General features: G+C 72.8%; 14 protein-coding genes. 11 read left to right on the top strand and 3 right to left on the bottom strand.

What is annotated here, in order from left to right; genetic code table 11:
- Nucleotides 1-16 precede the first annotated feature (16 nt).
- From N799_RS09450 to tkt, 9 genes are all read left to right on the top strand, one after another.
- Nucleotides 17-1948 carry a type IV pilus secretin PilQ gene (locus N799_RS09450; RefSeq protein ID WP_036211412.1) on the top strand — a complete coding sequence of 644 codons (1932 nt, stop codon included), beginning with the start codon at nucleotides 17-19 and terminating at the stop codon, nucleotides 1946-1948.
- A 185-nt stretch (nucleotides 1949-2133) separates the two neighbouring features.
- Nucleotides 2134-3150: an AAA family ATPase gene (locus N799_RS09445; RefSeq protein ID WP_036211489.1), complete on the top strand. Its 1017-nt coding sequence runs from the start codon at nucleotides 2134-2136 to the stop codon at nucleotides 3148-3150.
- A 31-nt stretch (nucleotides 3151-3181) separates the two neighbouring features.
- On the top strand, nucleotides 3182-4078 hold the full coding sequence (locus N799_RS09440) for a DUF58 domain-containing protein (RefSeq protein ID WP_036211409.1): 897 nt from the start codon (nucleotides 3182-3184) through the stop codon (nucleotides 4076-4078).
- Nucleotides 4078-4554: a DUF4381 family protein gene (locus N799_RS09435; RefSeq protein WP_036211406.1), complete on the top strand. Its 477-nt coding sequence runs from the start codon at nucleotides 4078-4080 to the stop codon at nucleotides 4552-4554. Before N799_RS09440 ends, N799_RS09435 begins: the two co-directional genes overlap by 1 nt.
- Nucleotides 4551-5603, top strand: coding sequence for a vWA domain-containing protein (locus tag N799_RS09430; RefSeq protein WP_036211403.1), 1053 nt, complete (start codon nucleotides 4551-4553; stop codon nucleotides 5601-5603). The genes N799_RS09435 and N799_RS09430 overlap by 4 nt, the downstream gene beginning before the upstream one ends.
- Nucleotides 5600-7339 (top strand): VWA domain-containing protein, encoded by a 1740-nt coding sequence (locus N799_RS09425; protein ID WP_036211400.1) that lies wholly within the window; start codon nucleotides 5600-5602, stop codon nucleotides 7337-7339. The genes N799_RS09430 and N799_RS09425 overlap by 4 nt, the downstream gene beginning before the upstream one ends.
- The gene (locus N799_RS09420; protein ID WP_052101422.1) at nucleotides 7336-9027 is read left to right on the top strand and encodes a BatD family protein; all 1692 of its coding nucleotides are present in this window, start codon (nucleotides 7336-7338) and stop codon (nucleotides 9025-9027) included. The genes N799_RS09425 and N799_RS09420 overlap by 4 nt, the downstream gene beginning before the upstream one ends.
- A 97-nt stretch (nucleotides 9028-9124) precedes the next feature.
- Nucleotides 9125-10438 (top strand): dicarboxylate/amino acid:cation symporter, encoded by a 1314-nt coding sequence (locus N799_RS09415; RefSeq protein WP_036211397.1) that lies wholly within the window; start codon nucleotides 9125-9127, stop codon nucleotides 10436-10438.
- A gap of 94 nt (nucleotides 10439-10532) precedes the next feature.
- Entirely contained in the window at nucleotides 10533-12521 is a 1989-nt protein-coding gene (tkt, locus tag N799_RS09410; RefSeq protein WP_036211394.1) for a transketolase, read from the top strand.
- 54 nt (nucleotides 12522-12575) lie between these two features.
- On the opposite strand, the gene N799_RS09405 is transcribed toward tkt, so the two are convergent.
- From N799_RS09405 to N799_RS09395, 3 genes are all read right to left on the bottom strand, one after another.
- A complete protein-coding gene (locus tag N799_RS09405; protein ID WP_052101421.1) occupies nucleotides 12576-13817 on the bottom strand; it encodes a putative bifunctional diguanylate cyclase/phosphodiesterase in 1242 nt (413 codons plus the stop codon).
- Nucleotides 13814-15040: a cyclic di-GMP phosphodiesterase gene (locus N799_RS09400; RefSeq protein WP_238978884.1), complete on the bottom strand. Its 1227-nt coding sequence runs from the start codon at nucleotides 15038-15040 to the stop codon at nucleotides 13814-13816. The genes N799_RS09405 and N799_RS09400 overlap by 4 nt, the downstream gene beginning before the upstream one ends.
- A 139-nt stretch (nucleotides 15041-15179) precedes the next feature.
- Nucleotides 15180-16487, bottom strand: a complete 1308-nt coding sequence (locus N799_RS09395; protein ID WP_036211388.1) for a GGDEF domain-containing response regulator — start codon at nucleotides 16485-16487, stop codon at nucleotides 15180-15182.
- Nucleotides 16488-16619: 132 nt separating this feature from the next.
- Here N799_RS09395 and N799_RS09390 point away from each other — a divergent pair, with 132 nt between their 5' ends.
- Nucleotides 16620-16991, top strand: coding sequence for a BlaI/MecI/CopY family transcriptional regulator (locus N799_RS09390; protein WP_036211385.1), 372 nt, complete (start codon nucleotides 16620-16622; stop codon nucleotides 16989-16991).
- The coding region (locus N799_RS09385; RefSeq protein ID WP_052101419.1) for a M56 family metallopeptidase at nucleotides 16978-17963 on the top strand (986 nt) is incomplete at its 3' end. The genes N799_RS09390 and N799_RS09385, both read left to right, overlap by 14 nt.

Below are 17963 nucleotides of genomic sequence, written 5' to 3'. Positions count from 1 at the left end.
ATTGGGGGATTGCACGATGACCGTTTTCAAAGCCACCCGCGCGCGGCCTGCCCGGCGCCCCCTGTCCCGGGCGCTTGCGCGCACCGCCGGTTACGGCCTGCTGCTGGGGGCGGTCGCCGCTTTCAGCGGCGTGCATGCGGCGGCGCCCGAGTCGGCCGGCGGCACCTTCACGCCGACCTTCATCAGCCAGCTGGCCCCGGCGACCAACGCCGACCCGGCCAAGCAGCTGCCCGGCACCATCGCGGTCTCGGACATCGACTTCAAGCGCGGTGACGGCGGCGCCGGCCGGCTGATCCTGCGCTTCACCGGCGAGGGCGCCGCGCCCGACCTGCAGACCCAGGGCTCGCGCGTGGTCATCGACGTGGCCAACGCTTCGATTCCGGCCTCGCTGCAGAAGCCGATCAACGTCTCCGACTTCGCCACCCCGGTGGAGCAGATCGACGCGCGCAGCGCCGGCGGCGGCACCACCTTGGTGCTGAACACCGAGGGCGCGTTCGAGTCGATGGCCTACCAGACCGGCAACGAGTACATCGTCGAGATCGTGCCGCGCGCCCCGGCCGCGGTCGCCAAGACCGGCAGCACCGGCAACGCGGCGATGGGCCAGACCATCTCGACCACCAGCGAAAGCCGCAGCTATGCCGGCCGTCCGGTCACGTTCAACTTCCAGGACGTGCCGGTGCGCACCGTGCTGCAGCTGATCGCCGAGGAATCGGGCCTCAACATCGTCGCCTCCGACACCGTTACCGGCAACGTCACCCTGCGGCTGGTCAACGTGCCGTGGGACCAGGCGCTGGACATCGTCCTGCAGGCCAAGGGGCTGGACAAGCGCCGCAGCGGCAACGTGGTCTGGATCGCCCCGCAGGCGGAGATCGCCCAGTACGAGCAGGACAAGGAAGACGCCCGCATCGCGCTGGCCAACCGGGTCGAACTCGTCACCGAGTACATCCAGATCAACTACCACAACGCCGCGCAGATCTATAAGGCGCTGACCGAAGCCAAGGGCGTCGGCGGTTCCGGCGGCGGCCAGGGCCAGAGCGGCAGCGTCGACACCGGCTTCCTGTCGCCGCGCGGCCGCTTGGTCGCGGACGAGCGCACCAATACCCTGATGATCAGCGACACGCCGAAGAAGGTCGCCGAGATGAAGGAGCTGATCTCCGTCATCGACCGTCCGGTCGACCAGGTGGTGATCGAGGCGCGCGTGGTGGTGGCGACCGAGAGCTTCATGCGCGAGCTGGGTTCGCGGTTCGGCATCAGCGGCACCAAGGACAACGTCGCCTTCAGCGGCGATCTCGAGCCCAACCGCCTCAACCTCAACGACACCACCCAGATCACCCGCGGCCTGATGACCGACCTCGCGGTCACCAACCCGGCCGGTGCGGTGGCGCTGTCGATCCTCAACGCCGGTTACCTGCTGGACGTCGAACTGTCGGCGATGCAGACGCAGGGCCGCGGCGAGGTGATCTCCAACCCGCGCATCGTCACCAGCAACCAGCGCGAGGCGGTCATCCGCCAGGGCCAGGAAGTCGGCTACGTGACCATCCAGCCGGCGCAGGCCGGCGGCGTCGCCACCCCGAGCGTGCAGTTCAAGGAAGTGCTGCTGGAGATGCGCGTCACCCCGACCATCACCAACGACGGCCGCGTGTTCCTCAACCTCAACGTCAAGAAGGACGAGATCGAGGGCTTCATCGACACCTCCATCGGCGACGTGCCGCAGATCAGCACCCGCTCGGTCAACACCGCGGTGCTGGTCGAGGACGGCCAGACCGTGGTGGTCGGCGGCGTCTACGAGTTCCGCGAGCGCGACGACGTCAGCAAGGTGCCGTTCCTGGGCGATATCCCGTTCCTCGGCAACCTGTTCAAGAAGAAGGGCCGCTCGAAGGAGAAGGCCGAGCTGCTGATCTTCGTGACCCCGAAGGTGCTCGAGGTCGCGCAGCGCAACCATCGCTGAGCACGACGCGGGATCGAAACACGACGGGGCCTTCGGGCCCCGTTTTCGTTGGTGGCGGGGCACCGGGGGGCGTGCCGGTCGTCGCGAAAGCTGAACCCCGGGCGGCGCCTGGCTGAACCCCGGCCACCCAGTTGGGTCAAACTCGGGCCACTCCCCACCCGAGGTTCTCCATGGACGACAGCGCGATGCCGGCCCCGAGCGCGCCCCGAAGCGACGCCACGGCGCCCGGCCACGCCCGCCTGTACGACGCCTTCCGCGCCCTGCGCGACGAACTCGCCGGCGAGATCGTCGGCCAGTCGGCGCTGATCGAGCGGCTGCTGATCGCCTTGCTGGCCGACGGCCACCTGCTGGTCGAGGGCGCCCCCGGGTTGGCCAAGACCAGTGCCATCCGCGCGCTGGCGTCGCGGCTGGAGGCCGATTTCGCCCGCGTCCAGTTCACCCCCGACCTGCTGCCGGCCGACCTGACCGGCACCGAGGTCTGGCGGCCGCAGGACGGGCGCTTCGAGTTCCAGGCCGGGCCGATCTTCCATCCGATCCTGCTGGCCGACGAGATCAACCGCGCGCCGGCCAAGGTGCAGTCGGCGCTGCTCGAGGCGATGGGCGAGCGCCAGGTCACGGTCGGCCGCGCGACCTATCCGCTGCCGCCGCTGTTCCTGGTGATGGCGACGCAGAACCCGATCGAGCAGGAGGGCACGTTCCCGCTGCCCGAAGCGCAGCTCGACCGGTTCCTGATGCACGTGCGGATCGGCTACCCCGACGCCGGCGCCGAGACCGGGATCCTGCGGCTGGCCCGCGAGCGCGCCCGCGACGCCCTGCGTCCAGCGGCGCCGCCGACGCGTCGGCTGAGCCAGTCCGACGTGTTCGAGGCGCGTGCCGCGGTGCTGGAGCTGCACATGGCGCCGGCGGTCGAGCGCTACCTGGTCGAACTGGTGCTGGCATCGCGCGACGCCTCGCGTTATGACGAATCACTCGGGCAGCGGATCGCCTGGGGCGCCAGTCCGCGTGGCTCGATCGCGCTGGAGCGCTGCGCGCGCGCGCACGCCTGGCTGGCCGGACGCGATTACGTGACCCCCGACGACATCCGTGCGATCGCGCCCGACGTGCTGCGCCACCGCATCCTGCCCAGCTACGAAGCGACCGCCGAGGGCTGGGACGGTGGCCGCCTGGTCGACGAACTGTTGGCCCGGGTGCCGCTGCCGTGACCCGCGGTCACTACCCGGGCGACCCCGCGGCGTGAGCGACGGCATCACCCCGACGCTGGCCGAACTGGTCGCCCTGCGTCCGCTCGCCGGCGGTCGCCGGCCGGCACGGCACGGCCGCCACGGCCCGGCCGGGCACGCGCTGTCGCCGCTGCGCGGGCGCGGCATGGAGTACGCCGAGTCGCGCGAGTACATCGCCGGCGACGACGCCCGCCACATCGACTGGCGGCTGACCGCGCGCAGCGGCCGCGCCCACACCAAGCTCTACCAGGCCGAGCGCGAACGCCTGACCCTGATTGTTGCCGACACCGCGGCGCCGCTGTATTTCGGCACGCGCACCCGCTTCAAGTCGGTGCAGGCGGCGCGGGCCGGCGCGATCGCCGCCTGGGCCGCGGCGCGCGACGGCGACCGCATCGCCGCCCTGCGCGGCAGCGGGCGCGAACCGCCGGTCGCGCCCGCCGGCGGCCAACACGGCGCGCTGCGGGTGCTCGACGCACTCGCGCGCTGGTACACCGCGCCACCGCCGGACGACAACGGCCTCGGCGTCGCGCTCGATCACGCGCGCCGGTTGCTGCGTCCCGGTTCGCGGCTGGTCGTGCTGGCCGACCCCCACAGCGTCGCCGCGCAGCCCGCGCGCAGCTGGCCGGTGCTGGCCCAGCACCACGAGGTCGTCGTCCTGCTGATGACCGACCCGCTCGAGCTCGACCCACCCGCGGCGATGCTGCCCTTCCGCAGCGGCGGCCAGCGGGTCGAGATCGACCTTGCCGGACGCGCGCCGCGGCAGCGCTGGGACGCCGAATTCGCCGCGCCGGTGCGCGCCGCGCTGGATCTGCTGCCCTCGCGCGGAGTCCGTGCGCAGGCGCTGTCGACCGACGCGCCCAGTGAATCGTGGCTGCCGCTGCTGGGCCGGCCGCGGCCGATGGTGGCCTGATGGCGGCCGTCGACCTCGTCCTGCGCGACATCCACGCGTCGCCGGCGCCGCCGTGGTGGCCGCCGGCGCCGGGATGGTGGCTGGTCGCGGCGGTGGTGCTGCTGGCGCTCGCGGGCTGGACGGCGTGGGCGCTGCATCGGCGCCGGCGCCGCACGCGGATCGCCTCGGTGTTCGACCGGGCGGTCGATGCGGCGCCCGACCCGGCGGCGGAAGTCGCGGCGATCTCGGAACTGCTGCGCCGCGCCGCGCGCCGGCGCGATCCCGCTGCCGACCGCCTGCAGGGCGACGAGTGGCTGGCCCTGCTCGATACCGGCGCCGCCGCGCGCCGTCGCGGCGCACCGGTCGACGCCTTCAGCCGCGGCGCCGGCCGGCTGTTGCTGGACGGCGGCTACCGTCGCGAGGTCGACCCGGCCGCGGTCGCGGCGCTGCGGCCGTTGGCGCGCGCGGTGTTCCTGCGCTGGATGGGCGCGGAATGAACGGCGCCGGCTGGATCGACCCGCTGGTGTCGCTGCTGCCGGGCATCGACGGCTTCGCGTGGCCGGCGTTGCTGCTGGCGCTGCCGTTGCCGTGGCTCGCGCGCTGGCTGCTGCCGCCGCGGCGCGGTACCGGCGCGGCGCTGGCGGTGCCGTTCGGTGCGCGGCTGGCCCGGGTGCAGGGCGGCACGGCGGTCGCCACCCGTGGTGGTCATGCGCCGTGGCTGGCCTGGTGTGCCTGGGTACTGCTGTGCGTCGCCGCGGCGCGGCCGCAAATACTCGGCGAGGCGGTGCAGCCGCCACAGGCCGGGCGCGAGCTGATGCTGGCGCTCGATCTGTCCGGCAGCATGAGCGAGCCGGACATGCAGCTCGGCGGCCGCCCGGTCGACCGGCTGACCGCCGCCAAGGCGGTGCTCGCCGACTTCCTCGACCGCCGCGCCGGCGACCGCGTCGGCCTGCTGGTGTTCGGCCGCCGCGCCTACGTGCTGACCCCGCTCACGCTCGACCGCGAGACGGTCCGCCAGCAGCTGGTCGACAGCGTGGTCGGGCTGGCCGGGCAGGAGACCGCGATCGGCGACGCCATCGGGCTGGCGGTCAAGCGCCTGCGCGGTGGCGCCGACGGCTCCGCGACCGACCCCGACCAGCCGCGCGTGCTCGTGCTGCTGACCGACGGCGTCAACACCGCCGGCCTGCTCGACCCGTTGAAGGCCGCCGAACTGGCCGCCGATGCCGGCGTCCGCGTCCACACCATCGCGTTCGGCGGCGAGGGCTCGCTGTCGCTGTTCGGCTTCCAGCTGCCGATGCCGGGTGCCGGCGACGAGATCGACGAGGACACCCTGCGCGGGATCGCCGAAGCGACCGGCGGCCGGTTCTTCCGCGCGCGCGACACCGCCGAGCTGGCCGGCATCTACGCCGAGATCGACCGGCTGGAACCGGTCGAGCGCCCCGGCGAGGCGGTCCGGCCGCGGATCGAACGCTACGCCTGGCCGCTCGGCGGCGCGCTCGCGCTGGCGCTGCTGGCATTCGCCTGGGCACGGCGGAGGCGCGCATGATCGCCAGCCTCGACGCGTTGCACTTCCTCCGCCCGCACTGGCTGTGGGCGCTGCTCGCGCTGCCGCTGCTGGCCGCGTGGTGGCGGGCGCGCCGGCGTCGCGCCAGCGTCTGGCGCGAGGTGGTCGACCCGCACCTGCTGCCGGCACTGATCGACAAGGGCGTCGGCCGGGCCGGGTGGGGCGCGCCGGTGCTCGCCGCGCTCGGCTGGACGTTGGCGGTGCTGGCACTGGCCGGCCCGAGCTGGCGGCAGGTCGAGCAGCCACTGTGGCAGAGCCATTCGCCGCTGGTGGTCGCGCTCGACCTGTCGGACACCATGCTGGCCGGCGACGTGCCGCCGAACCGGCTCGCGCAGGCCCGGGCCAAGCTGGCGACGCTGCTGGCGCAGCGCGACGGTGGCCAGGTCGGGCTGGTCGCGTTTGCCGGCGACGCCTTCACCGTCGCGCCGCTGACGCCGGACGCGGCCAATGTCGCGCTGTTCCTCGACGCACTGCACCCACGGGTGATGCCGGTCGACGGCCAGCGCGCCGACCGTGCGATCGCGTGGTCGACCGACCTGCTGCGACAGGCCGGCTTCGACCGTGGCGAGATCCTGTTGATCACCGACCACGCCGACGCCGCAGCGGTCGATGCCGCGGCCAACGCGGCGGCGCGGGGCTACACCGTATCGGCGCTGGGGGTCGGCAGCGTTGCCGGTGCGCCGTACAAGCGCGCCTCCGGCGACTTTGCGACCGTGCGGCTGGACGCGGCGTCGCTGCGTCGGCTGGCGGCCGCGGGCGGCGGGCACTACGCCGGCATCACCACCGACGGTGGCGACCTCGACGCACTCGGCGTGCTCGATCCCGCACTGGACGCCGCCGCGCAGGACGCCGGCGACAGCGGGCGCAGCTGGCAGGACGGCGGCTTCTGGCTGCTGCCGCCGCTGATACTGCTGGCGCTGCTCGCGTTCCGCCGTGGTGCGCCGGTGGCGGTGCTGCTGGTGGTGCTGTGGCTGCCCGGCCAGTCGCAGGCGGCCGAGCTCTGGCGCCGGCCCGACCAGGTCGCGCACCAGCGGATGCAGCGCGCCGCCGAGGCCTACCGCGGCGGCGACTTCGCCCGCGCGGCGGAGATCTACGCGCAGGTCGACGGCGCCGACGCCGACTACAACCGCGGCAACGCGCTGGCCAAGGCCGGCCGCTTCCCGCAGGCGATCGAGGCCTACGACGAGGCGCTGCGGCAGGCGCCCGGCATGGAGGACGCGATCGCCAACCGGAAAGCGGTCGAGGCCGCGATGAAGCGGCAGCCGCCGAAGGGCGGCGAGCAGGACCGGCAGGACGGCGAACAGCAACCGCAGGACGGGCAGGGCCAGTCCGGCGACGGCCAGCCGTCGGACAACGGTGGCAGTCAGAACCGGGATAGCGAAAACCGCGGCGAGCAACCACCGGAGAGCGACGGGGCGAAGCAGCCGCCCGAGTCCGGCGACGGCGCCCGTCCCCAACCCGACCCCGAAGCCCAGGCCGCCGCCGACAAGGCCCAGCGCGAGCGCATGCGGCAGGCGCTGCAGGACGCCGGTATGCCGCCGGCGGACGAGGCCACCGCCCCGGCCGAGGCCACCGAAACCCCCGAGCAGCGCGAGCGCCGGCTCGCCAACGAGGCCTGGCTGCGGCGCATCCCTGACGACCCGGGCGGCCTGCTGCGCGAGAAGTTCCGGCTCGAACACCAGCGCCGGCAGATGGAACAAGGCTGGGAACCCCGATGACGCGTGCAGACACCCCCACCCACGGCTTCCGCCACCGGTTGCAGGCACTGGTGCTGTTGCTGCTGTGCCTGGCCACCGGCATGGCGACCGCGCAGACCCGCGCCTGGCTCGACCGCGACCGCATCGCCTTCGGCGAGACGGTGACCCTCAACATCGAGACCGACCAGTCCGCCACCCCGGACTACGGCCCGCTGCGGCACGAGTTCGACATCAGCGGGCGCAGCAGCAGCCGGCAGGTCTCGCTCGGCAGCGGCGGCATGAGCACCCGCACCCTGCACGCGGTCGCGCTGAAGCCGCGCAGCGACGGCGTCATCACCATTCCCGCGCTGCGCGTCGGGGGCGCCACCACCTCGCCGCTGTCGCTGGTGGTGACGCCGGCCAGCGCCGCGGTGCCGGCCCGCGCCGGCGACGACGTGTTCCTCGAAAGCACGGCCGACGACCGCGACCCCTACCTGCAGCAGGCGGTCGGCTGGGTGGTGCGGCTGTACTCGGCGGTGCCGCTGGTGTCGGGCCAGCTCGACCAGCCGCAGCCCGACGGCGCCACCCTGCGCCAGGTCGGCGACGACGCCCAGTACACCCGCGAGATCGACGGCCGCCGCTACACCGTGATCGAGCGCCGTTACCTGCTGATTCCCGAGCGCAGCGGCAGGCTGGAGATCCCCGGCGCGGTGTTCCAGGGCCGCGGCACGGTCGGCTTCTTCGACGACTTCCTCGGCCGCAGCGGCGAGTTGAATGCACGGGCGGCCACGCGCGTCCTCGACATTCGCCCGGTGCCCGCCGGCGCGCCGCAGCCCTGGCTGCCGCTGCACGACCTGCAGCTGCGCTACCAGTCGGTCCCGAAGGACCTGAGCGTCGGCAACGCCGCGACGCTGGTGGTCGAGGCCGTGGCCGACGGCGCCAGCGCCGCGCAGATGCCGGAGCTGGAACTGCCGGCGATCGACGGCGTGCAGGTCTTCGCCGAGCCGGTGCAGGCCGACGAGCGCTTCGTCGACGGGCGCCCGCGCGTCACCCTGACCCGGCGCTTCTCGCTGGTGCCCACGCGCGGCGGCGCGGCGACCATGGCCGGGCTTTCGATGGACTGGTGGGACGTCGGTTCCGGCTCGGCCCGCACCGCGCGGCTGCCGGCGCTGGACTGGGACATCGGCGGAAGCGCCGCCCCGGCCGCCTCCACGCCCGATCCGGCGGCCGCCGGCGGCCCCGCGGCGGCATCCACGCCGGCCGCCTCGTCGATCGACGCCGCCCGCGCGAGCGTCGCTCCGCATCGCGGCTGGGTGCTGGCGACGCTGCTGTTCGCGGCGTTGTGGCTGTTCACCCTGGTCTGGGCAGTGCAGCGCACGCCCGCCGCCGGCACGTCGAAGACCGCCGCCGCCCCGGCCACCGTCCGCCCGCCAGCCGCCGACCTGCGGGCCCTGCGGCAGGCACTCGACACCGGCGACCTCGGCGACGTCGCCGACCGCCTGCGCGCGCTCGCCCGTCCGCCGGCGAAGGACATCGACGAACTGCGCGCCCGCCTTGCCGACCCCGCCCAGCGCGCGGCGGTCGACGCGATGGAACAGGCGCGCTGGGGCGGTGGCGACGGCGTGGCCGCGCGCGCACTGCTGCGCGAGGCCTTCGCGAAGGGCCCGCGCTGGGTGCGGCCGGTCGCCGCCGAAACCGGAGTCCTGCCGCCGCTGTACCCGCGCGACTGAGTCCCACCTGTTCATGGTTTGCCGGCCGCGGCGGGTCGGAAGTGGGCCCGTCGCGGTTTGTTAAGCTCGCCCGATTGTCGAGGGGAACCGCGCGAACATGACCGAAGCGAACACCGGCGCTGGCAAGCGGGCCTTGCCGCTGCACTGGAAGATGGCGATCGGCTTTGGCGCCGGCCTGCTGGTCGGGCTCATCGCCCATTACGTGTCCGGCGCCGACGCGCCGTGGGTGCAGTGGCTGACCAGCTACGTGACCCAGCCGGCCGGCACGCTGTTCCTGCGGCTGATCTTCATGCTGGTGATCCCGCTGCTGTTCTCGGCGCTGGTGGTCGGCATCGCCGAGATGGGCGACGTGCGGTCGCTCGGCCGGGTCGGCTGGCGCACGCTGGCGTACACCGTGGTGGTGTCCGGCATCGCGGTGCTGATCGGCCTGCTGCTGGTCAACTGGCTGGAGCCCGGCGCTGGCGTCGACCGCGCCGCCGCCGCGCAGATGCTGGCCGAGGGCTCCGACCGCGCCGCCGCGATCGTCGGCTCCAGCGCCGACCAGCCGCAGGGCATCAACATGCTGCTGTCGATCGTGCCCGACAACGTGGTCGCGGCCGCGGCCGACAACGCGATCCTGGCGGTGATGTTCTTCGCGCTGATGATCGGCGTCGGCCTGGTGCTGACCCGCAGCGCCGCCACCGAGACCCTGCAGCGCGGCATCGAGGGGCTGTTCGAGGTGTCGATGACGCTGATCGGGCTGGTCATCCGGCTTGCGCCGTACGCGGTGTTCTGCTTCATGTTCAACCTCGCCGCGCTGTTCGGCTGGGACCTGCTGGCGCGGCTGGGCGCCTACGTCGGCGTGGTGGTGCTGGCGCTGGCGATCCACATGTTCGTGGTCTATTCGGCCGCGCTCAGGTTCGCCGGTGGCTATTCGCCGGCGAAGTTTTTCAAGGGCATCCAGGAAGCGATGGTGATGGCGTTCTCGACCGCATCGTCCAACGCCACCCTGCCGACCGCCCTGCGCGTGGCCGACGAGCAACTGGGCCTGCCGCGCAAGGTCTCGCGCTTCGTGCTGACCGTCGGCGCCACCGCCAACCAGAATGGCACCGCGCTGTTCGAGGGCGTGACGGTGCTGTTCCTGGCGCAGTTCTTCGGGGTCGACCTGAGCCTGGGCCAGCAGGTCACGGTGATGTTCGTGTGCATCCTCGGCGGCATCGGCACCGCCGGCGTACCGGCCGGCTCGCTGCCGGTGGTGGCGCTGATCTGCGGCATGGTCGGGGTACCGCCGGAGGGCATCGGCCTGATCCTCGGCGTCGACCGCTTCCTCGACATGTGCCGGACCACGCTGAACGTGACCGGCGACCTCGCCGCGGCGGCGGTGGTGTCGCGCGGCGAGATCGACCCGCCGCCGGAACTGCTGGCCGACTGAGCGCGGTTCGGGCGACCGCCCGGCCGCCCCGGCGCGACACGGTCGGCAGGGGATGGGACAATGGACGGCTCCACCGCTTCGCCGCCAGCCGACCATGCCCAGTCCCTCCCGTCGCGACCTCGCCAACGCCGTCCGCTTCCTCGCCATCGATGCCGTGCAGGCGGCCAACTCCGGCCACCCGGGCATGCCGATGGGCATGGCCGACATCGCCGAGGTGCTCTGGAACGACTACCTGAGCCACAACCCGGCCAACCCGACCTGGTTCAACCGCGACCGCTTCGTGCTGTCCAACGGACACGGCTCGATGCTGCAGTACGCGCTGCTGCACCTGGCCGGCTACGAGCTGTCGATCGACGACCTGAAGAACTTCCGCCAGCTCGAGTCGAAGACCCCGGGCCACCCGGAGAACTTCATGACCCCGGGCGTGGAGACCACCACCGGCCCGCTCGGCCAGGGTTTCGCCAACGCGGTCGGCATGGCGCTGGCCGAGAAGCTGCTGGCGCAGCGCTTCAACCGCCCCGAGCATGAGATCGTCGACCACCGCACCTGGGTGTTCATGGGCGACGGCTGCCTGATGGAAGGCATCTCGCACGAGGCCGCCTCGCTGGCCGGGACCTGGGGCCTGCACAAGCTGGTCGCGTTCTGGGACGACAACCACATCAGCATCGACGGCGACACCGCCGGCTGGTTCACCGACGACACTCCGGCGCGCTTCGAGGCCTACGGCTGGAACGTGGTGCGCGGCGTCGACGGCCACGATGCCGATTCGATCAAGGCCGCGATTGATCAGGCGCTGGCCTGCACCGACAAACCGACCCTGGTCTGCTGCCGCACCACCATCGGCTACGGCTCGCCGAACAAGGCCGGCAAGGAATCCAGCCACGGCGCGCCGCTTGGGCTGGAAGAGATCGCCGCCTGCCGCACCGGCCTGTGCTGGGAGCACGAGCCGTTCGTGATCCCGCAGGCGGTCTACGACGGCTGGCGCGTCGGCGATGCCGGCACCGTGCGCGAGGCGCAGTGGAACCAGGCGTTCGACAGGTACGCGCAGCGCTTCCCCGAGCTGGCCGCCGAACTGACCCGCCGCAGCCACGCCGAACTGCCGGAAGGCTTCCTCGCCGCGGCCGACGCGTACATCGCCAAGCTGCAGGCCGATGGCCCGGTGGTCGCCTCGCGCAAGGCCTCGCAGATGGCGATCGAGGCCTTCGCGCCGCGCCTGCCCGAGCTGATCGGCGGCTCGGCCGACCTCGCGCACTCCAACCTCACCCTGTGGAGCGGCAGCAAGTCGGCCAACAGCAGCGACCCGGACGCCAACTACATCTATTACGGCGTTCGCGAGTTCGCGATGACCGCGATCAGCAACGGCCTGAACCTGCACGGCGGCTTCATCCCGTACGACGCGACCTTCCTGGTGTTCAGCGACTACGCCCGCAACGCCGTGCGCATGAGCGCGCTGATGGGCGCGCACGCGATCCACGTCTACACCCACGATTCGATCGGCCTGGGCGAGGACGGCCCGACCCACCAGCCGGTCGAGCACATGGCGAGCCTGCGCTACATCCCGCACAACGACGTCTGGCGCCCGTGCGACGCGGTCGAGTCGGCGGTGTCGTGGCGTGCCGCGATCCAGCGTGCCGACGGCCCGAGCTGCCTGGTGTTCTCGCGCCAGAACCTCGACCACCAGCCGCGCAGCGACGCGCAGGTCGCCGACATCGCGCGCGGCGGCTACGTGCTGAAGGACTCGGCTGGCACGCCGGAGGTCATCCTGATCGCGACCGGCTCCGAGGTCGGCCTGGCGATGCAGGCGGCCGCGCAGCTGGGCGACGGGGTGCGCGTCGTGTCGATGCCGTCGACCGACGTGTTCGACCGCCAGGACGCCGCCTATCGCGAGTCGGTGCTGCCGAAGGCCTGCCGCAGGCGCGTCGCGATCGAGGCCGGCGTGTCCGACTTCTGGCGCAAGTACGTGGGTCTGGACGGTGCGGTGATCGGCATCGACAGCTTCGGCGCCAGCGCCCCGGCCGGCAAGCTGTTCCCACACTTCGGCTTCACCGTCGAGCGCGTGGTCGAGGTGGCGCGCGCGCTGTGACGCGGCCGCCGCGGTCGGTCGCGCGGTGACGTGCCGCGCGGCGACCGGACGGGCTCAGGCCGCTTCGCGGGCGAGCAGGTCGATCAGCGTCCCGGCCGGCTGCGGCCGTTCGATATGCATGCCCTGGGCACGGTCGCAGCCCAGCCGCGCCAGCCGTTCAAGCGTGTCGGCGTCCTCCACGCCCTCGGCCACGATTTCCATGCCGAGGTCGTGGCCGAGGTCGATGATCGAGTGGACCAGCTGCTCCGAGCGCCGGTCGCGGCACAGGTCGGTCACGAACGCGCGGTCGATCTTCAGTTCTGTCGCCGGCAGGTGCTTGAGGTAGGCCAGCGAGGAATAGCCCGAACCGAAGTCGTCGATCGAGATGCCGATGTCCTCCGCGCGCAACCGCTCCAGCAGGGCGAAGCCGGTGGCCGGGTCCTCCATCAGCGCGGTCTCGGTGACCTCCAGCGTGAGCGCCGAGGCCGGCAGGTCCCAGACGTCGAGCGACGACAGCACCTGGGCGACGAAATCGCGCTGGCCGAACACCCGTGGCGACAGGTTGACCGACACCCCGAGGTCCGCCACCGCGCGCCGGGCACGGGCCGCGTGGCGCAGGCTGGTGTTGAGGCTCCAGCGGGTCAGGTCGGCGACCAGCCCGGTGTCCTCGGCGAGCGGGATGAACTCCAGCGGCGGCACCAGTCCTCCCTCGGGGTCGCGCCAGCGTGCCAGCGACTCGATGCCGACCCAGCGGCGCCGGGCGAGGTCGAGGATCGGCTGCAGGTGGACTTCGAGCCGGTTGCCGGCGAGGGCCGCGCGCAGCAGTTCGTAGGGCACGCCGGTGGCGTCGCTGCCGGCGCGGTACAGCACGCAGCGCTCGCTGCCGCGGCGCGCCTGCCCGGCCGCGATGCCGGCGCGGCGCAGCAGGGTTTCCGGGTCCTCGCCCTGGTCCGGGCCGACCGCCAGGCCGACCGCCGCCGAGACCGGCACGGCACGCTCGCCGAAGACCACCGGCGCATCGAGGATGCGCAGCACCCGCAGCCCGGCCAGCAGCGCGTGGTTGCCGTCGCGCAGGTGCGGCAGCAGCACCGCCAGCTCGGCGTCGTCCAGTACGTGGACCTCGTCGCCGGGGCGCAGGGTCTGGCCGATCGACTGCGCGGTCGCCGCGGCAAGCGCCTCGCCGGCCGCGTAGCCATGGGCGATGCGGATCTCGGGCAGGCGCTGCAGGCGGACCAGCATCACGCCAAGCACGCCGTCGCCGGACGGCTGCGTTGCGAGCAGCGAGGACACCCGCTGCAACAGTCCGGCGCGCGTCACAGGAACAGCTCGGCTGGGTCGAGGCCGTGGGCACCCACCGGCAGCGGGCGGACGATGTTGACCTGCTTCGACACCGGCTCGCCCTCGGGCTGCAGCATCAGGTCCAGCGGGCTGAACACGTCGCGCGGGACCTTGTCGGCACCGGTCAGCAGCATCACCAGCGGGCGCAGGCGGCGGCTCGGATTCTGGGTCATCACCACGGCGACCTCGCCGGTGCTCAACTCCACCAGCGAACCGGTCGGGTATACCCCGAGGCAGCCGGTGAACTGTTCGACAAGCTCGCCGTGGTAGAGCCGGCCGCGGTTGCGGTAGAGCTCCTGCAGGGCTTCGTGCCGCGCCTGTGCGGGGGCGTGCGCGCGCAGGCTGGTCATCGCGTCGAAACTGTCGATGATCGCGGCCATCCGGCCCGCCAGCGGGATCGCGCGGGCCATCAGCCCATCCGGGTAGCCCGAACCGTCCCAGCGCTCGTGGTGGGTGCGCAGCATCTGCACCACCGTGGCCGCGTGGGGTTCGTCGCTGTCGGCGAGGATGGCCTGGCCGAGCTCGACGTGGGTGCGCACCTGCTCCATTGCCGCCTCGTCGAGCGGGCCGGGGTCGGCCAGCAACGCGTGCGGCAGCTGGGTCTTGCCGACGTCGAGCAGCAGCCCACCGCTGGCCAGGTCGACCAGCAGGTCCTCCGGCAGGCCGAGGTGGCGGCCGAACGCGGCGGCCAGCACGCAGCAGTTGATCGCGTGCCCGTAGGCGTAACTGTCGTGGCGCTGCAGCGCGTTCACCCAGAACAGCGCGTCGGCGTTGCGCAGCACGCTGTGGACCACCGGCTCGGCCGCGGTCCGCACCTCGCTGGCGGCCAGCTTGTGGCCGGCCTGCACGTCGGCGAGGATCCGCGCGGCCAGGCGCGCGGCGTTGTCATGGGCCTGGTGCGCGGCGGGCAGTTCCTCGGCAAACGGCACGGTGTCGACGTGCACGACGCTGCCGATCAGCCGGTCGCCGGTGTCCATGGCCGCCGCGGCAGCCACCGCCGGGCGCCCGGCTGGCGCGGTGCCGCGACGGACGTCGATCCAGACCCAGTGGCAGTGTTCGCGCAGCCAGTCCAGCTGCGTGCCCGGCTGCACCAGGAAGCCCTGCAGCGGGAACGGCGCGCCGGTCCACGGCCGGTCCAGCCGGCAGACGTACATGCCCGCCGACAGCTGGCCCGTTCCGATTTTCAGCTCCTGCAGCATCATCGACAGGTCAGGTGTTCCAGTGGAACCGGTTCAGGGAAATACGCGGGCCATGGGGTGGTGCGGCCGCGCTGGCGCTGGCCGGAGGCCGCGAAAGTCCACGATACCGTTCGCGCGTGCCGCGCGCGTGCACGCCGCGCCGTCACGCCAGAACCCGCACATCGGTGCCTATCCGGTTGCGGCCCGCCGCCTTGGCCAGGTACAGCAGGCGGTCGGCGTCGGCCAGCAGGGCATACAGGTCGGTGTCGTGCCGGTGGCAGACGCCGATGCTCACGGTCAGTGACAGCGACTGCTGCCTGAACGGAATCCGCAGCGCCGCGATCGACTCGCGCAGCCGCTCGAAGAACCCGACCGCGGCGTCACCGTCGAGCCCGCCGGCCAGCACGCAGAACTCCTCGCCGCCAAAGCGCGCGACCACGTCGCCGGGCCGGGCGTGGGCGGCGATCGCCGCGGCCACCGCCACCAGCGCGGCGTCCCCGGCTTCGTGGCCGTGGGTATCGTTGATGTGCTTGAAGTGGTCGATATCGAGCATCGCCAGCGACACCGGCCCACGCTGCGTGGCCAGCGCCCGGCGGCCGGCGTCGAAGAAGTGGCGGCGGTTGGCCAGCCCGGTCAGGTAGTCGCGGGTGGCGAGGTCCTGCAGGGTGCCGATCAGTTCGAGGTTGTCGACGTTCTGCGAGATCCGGCACATGAACTCCTCGCGCGAGTAGGGCTTGGCGATGAAGTCGTTGGCGCCGTGCTTGAGGAAGCGGGCGATGCGCGGGGCGCCGCCGCCGCTGGAGGCGCCGACGATCGACAGGATGTCGCGCGGCCGGCCCTGGCGCGCGCGGCGGGTGAACTCGACGCCGTCCATGTCGGCCAGGTCGTGGTCGACCACCACCAGCCGCATGGCCGGGTCGGCCGACAGTGCCTGCAGCCCGGCGGCGCCGGTGTCGCGCTCGCACACGCGGAACCCGTACAGCGCCAGCAGCGCGCTGGTCTCGGCCCGCGCCGGACCGGCCGGCTCGACCACCAGCGCGGCGATCCCGCGGTTGCTGTGGAGGCGGCGCACCAGCCAGACGAGGTAGTCGATGGTGTCCGGCGCCTCCTTCAGCACGTAGTCGATGATCGGCAGCGCGGCCATCTGCTGGCGGGTGGCGTCGTCGTAGACCCCGGTGACCACCACGATCGGCAGGCCGTGGTCGACCAGCAGCCGTGCGATGCGGGCGGGGTCGGCGTCGGGCAGGACCAGCCCGGTCAGGGCGAGGAAGAACGGTGGGCCGTGCTGCAGCGCCTCGCGCGCGGCGGCCAGCGACGACACCGCGACCACCTCCAGCTGCAGACGCTCGCGCAGCTCGGCGGCGAGCATCTGCGCGTAGGAGCGGGAGTTCTCGACCAGCAATACCCGGTGCCCGGCCGTTTCGCCGTCGAGGCCCGGAGGCGGGGGCGCGGGAGCGTGGGGCGGCTGCATCGGGCCGGGTCGAAGGGAGGTGTTCCCGGTATCGGCCTGGCCGCGGCGGGCTTGAGACCGCGTGCCGGGACATCACTTGACACGGGAAATTACATGTGTAATTTCCGCATATCGGTTACAGGTGTAAACGAAATGCAGATCAGTGAAGCCGAGTCCGTCGTGATGGACGTTCTGTGGGAACGCCAGCCGTTGGCAGCGGAAGACGTGGTCGCGGCGCTCGCCGGGACCCGCGACTGGCAGGAGCCGACCATCAAGACCCTGCTCAACCGTTTGCTGAAGAAGGGCGCTATCGCGGCCGAGAAGGACGGCCGGCGCTACCTCTACTCGCCGGTGCTGCGCCGCGAGGACTGGGTGCTCGACGAAAGCGAAAGCCTGGTCGAGCGGCTGTTCGGCGGCCGGGTCGCTCCGCTGGTCGCGCACTTCAGCCAGCACCGCAAGCTCAGCGAGCGCGATATCGCCGAGCTGCGTCGCCTGCTCGAGGAGATCGACGATGGAAGCCGCTGAGTTGCTGCGGGTGCTGGTCGAGCTGGCGGTCGCCAGCGGCGTCGCGATCGTGCTGGTGCTGTTGTTGCGGGCGCCGTTGCGCCGCCGGTTCGGGGCTGCCGCGGGTTATGGCGCGTGGTGGCTGGTGCCCGTCTCGATGGTCGCGGTGCTGCTGCCGGCCGCCCCCGCCACGTCGCCCGGCGTGTCGATGGTGCTGGCGATCGGCAACGCGGTGCCGCAGGCGCTGGCGGCGGGGGCGGTCGATGGCGGCGGTGGCGCGCCGGCGTGGCTGGTGGTCTGGCTTTCCGGAACGGTGGTGATGGCGCTCGCCTTCGCCCGGCGGCAGCGGCGCTTCCGCCGCGCGCTCGGCCGGCTCCAGCCGCGTGGCGACGGCCTGCTGCAGGCGGCGGGACGCGGCGGACTGCCGGCGACGGTCGGCCTGTTCCCGCCGAGGATCGTGGTGCCGGTCGACTTCGACCGCGCCTACAGCGACGAGCAGCGCCGGCTGATGCTCGCGCACGAACGCTGCCACGTCCGCCACGGCGACCTGCAGGCCAACGCGGCCGTGCTCGCGCTGCGCAGCGTGTTCTGGTTCAACCCGCTGGTGCACCTGGCCGCGCGCCACTTCCGTCACGACCAGGAGCTGGCCTGCGACCAGCGCGTGGTCGCGCGACACCCGCATGCACGCCGCGCCTACGGCGAGGCGATGTTCAAGGCCCAGTTGGCGGCCCAGCCGCTGCCGCTGGGCTGTCACTGGGGCTACGGCCACCCGCTCAAGGAGAGAATCGCGATGCTCAGGCAACCCGCTCCAACCCGTTCGCGCCGGCTCGGCGGCATCCTCGCCGTCGTTGCGCTTGGCCTCGCCACCGGCTACGGCGCCTGGGCCGCGCAGCCGGCATCGCAGCCGGTGCTGGTGGTGTCGCCGGCGGGGCACATGCCGCCACCGCCTCCGCCGCCGGCCGCCCCGGAGCCGCCGCCGGCCCCGCCCGCACC

The organism is Lysobacter arseniciresistens ZS79, from assembly GCF_000768335.1.
Taxonomy (GTDB): Bacteria; Pseudomonadota; Gammaproteobacteria; order Xanthomonadales; family Xanthomonadaceae; genus Novilysobacter; species Novilysobacter arseniciresistens.
The sequence above is the reverse complement of the archived record's forward strand: the minus strand, read 5'-3'. Positions and strand labels throughout refer to the sequence as shown.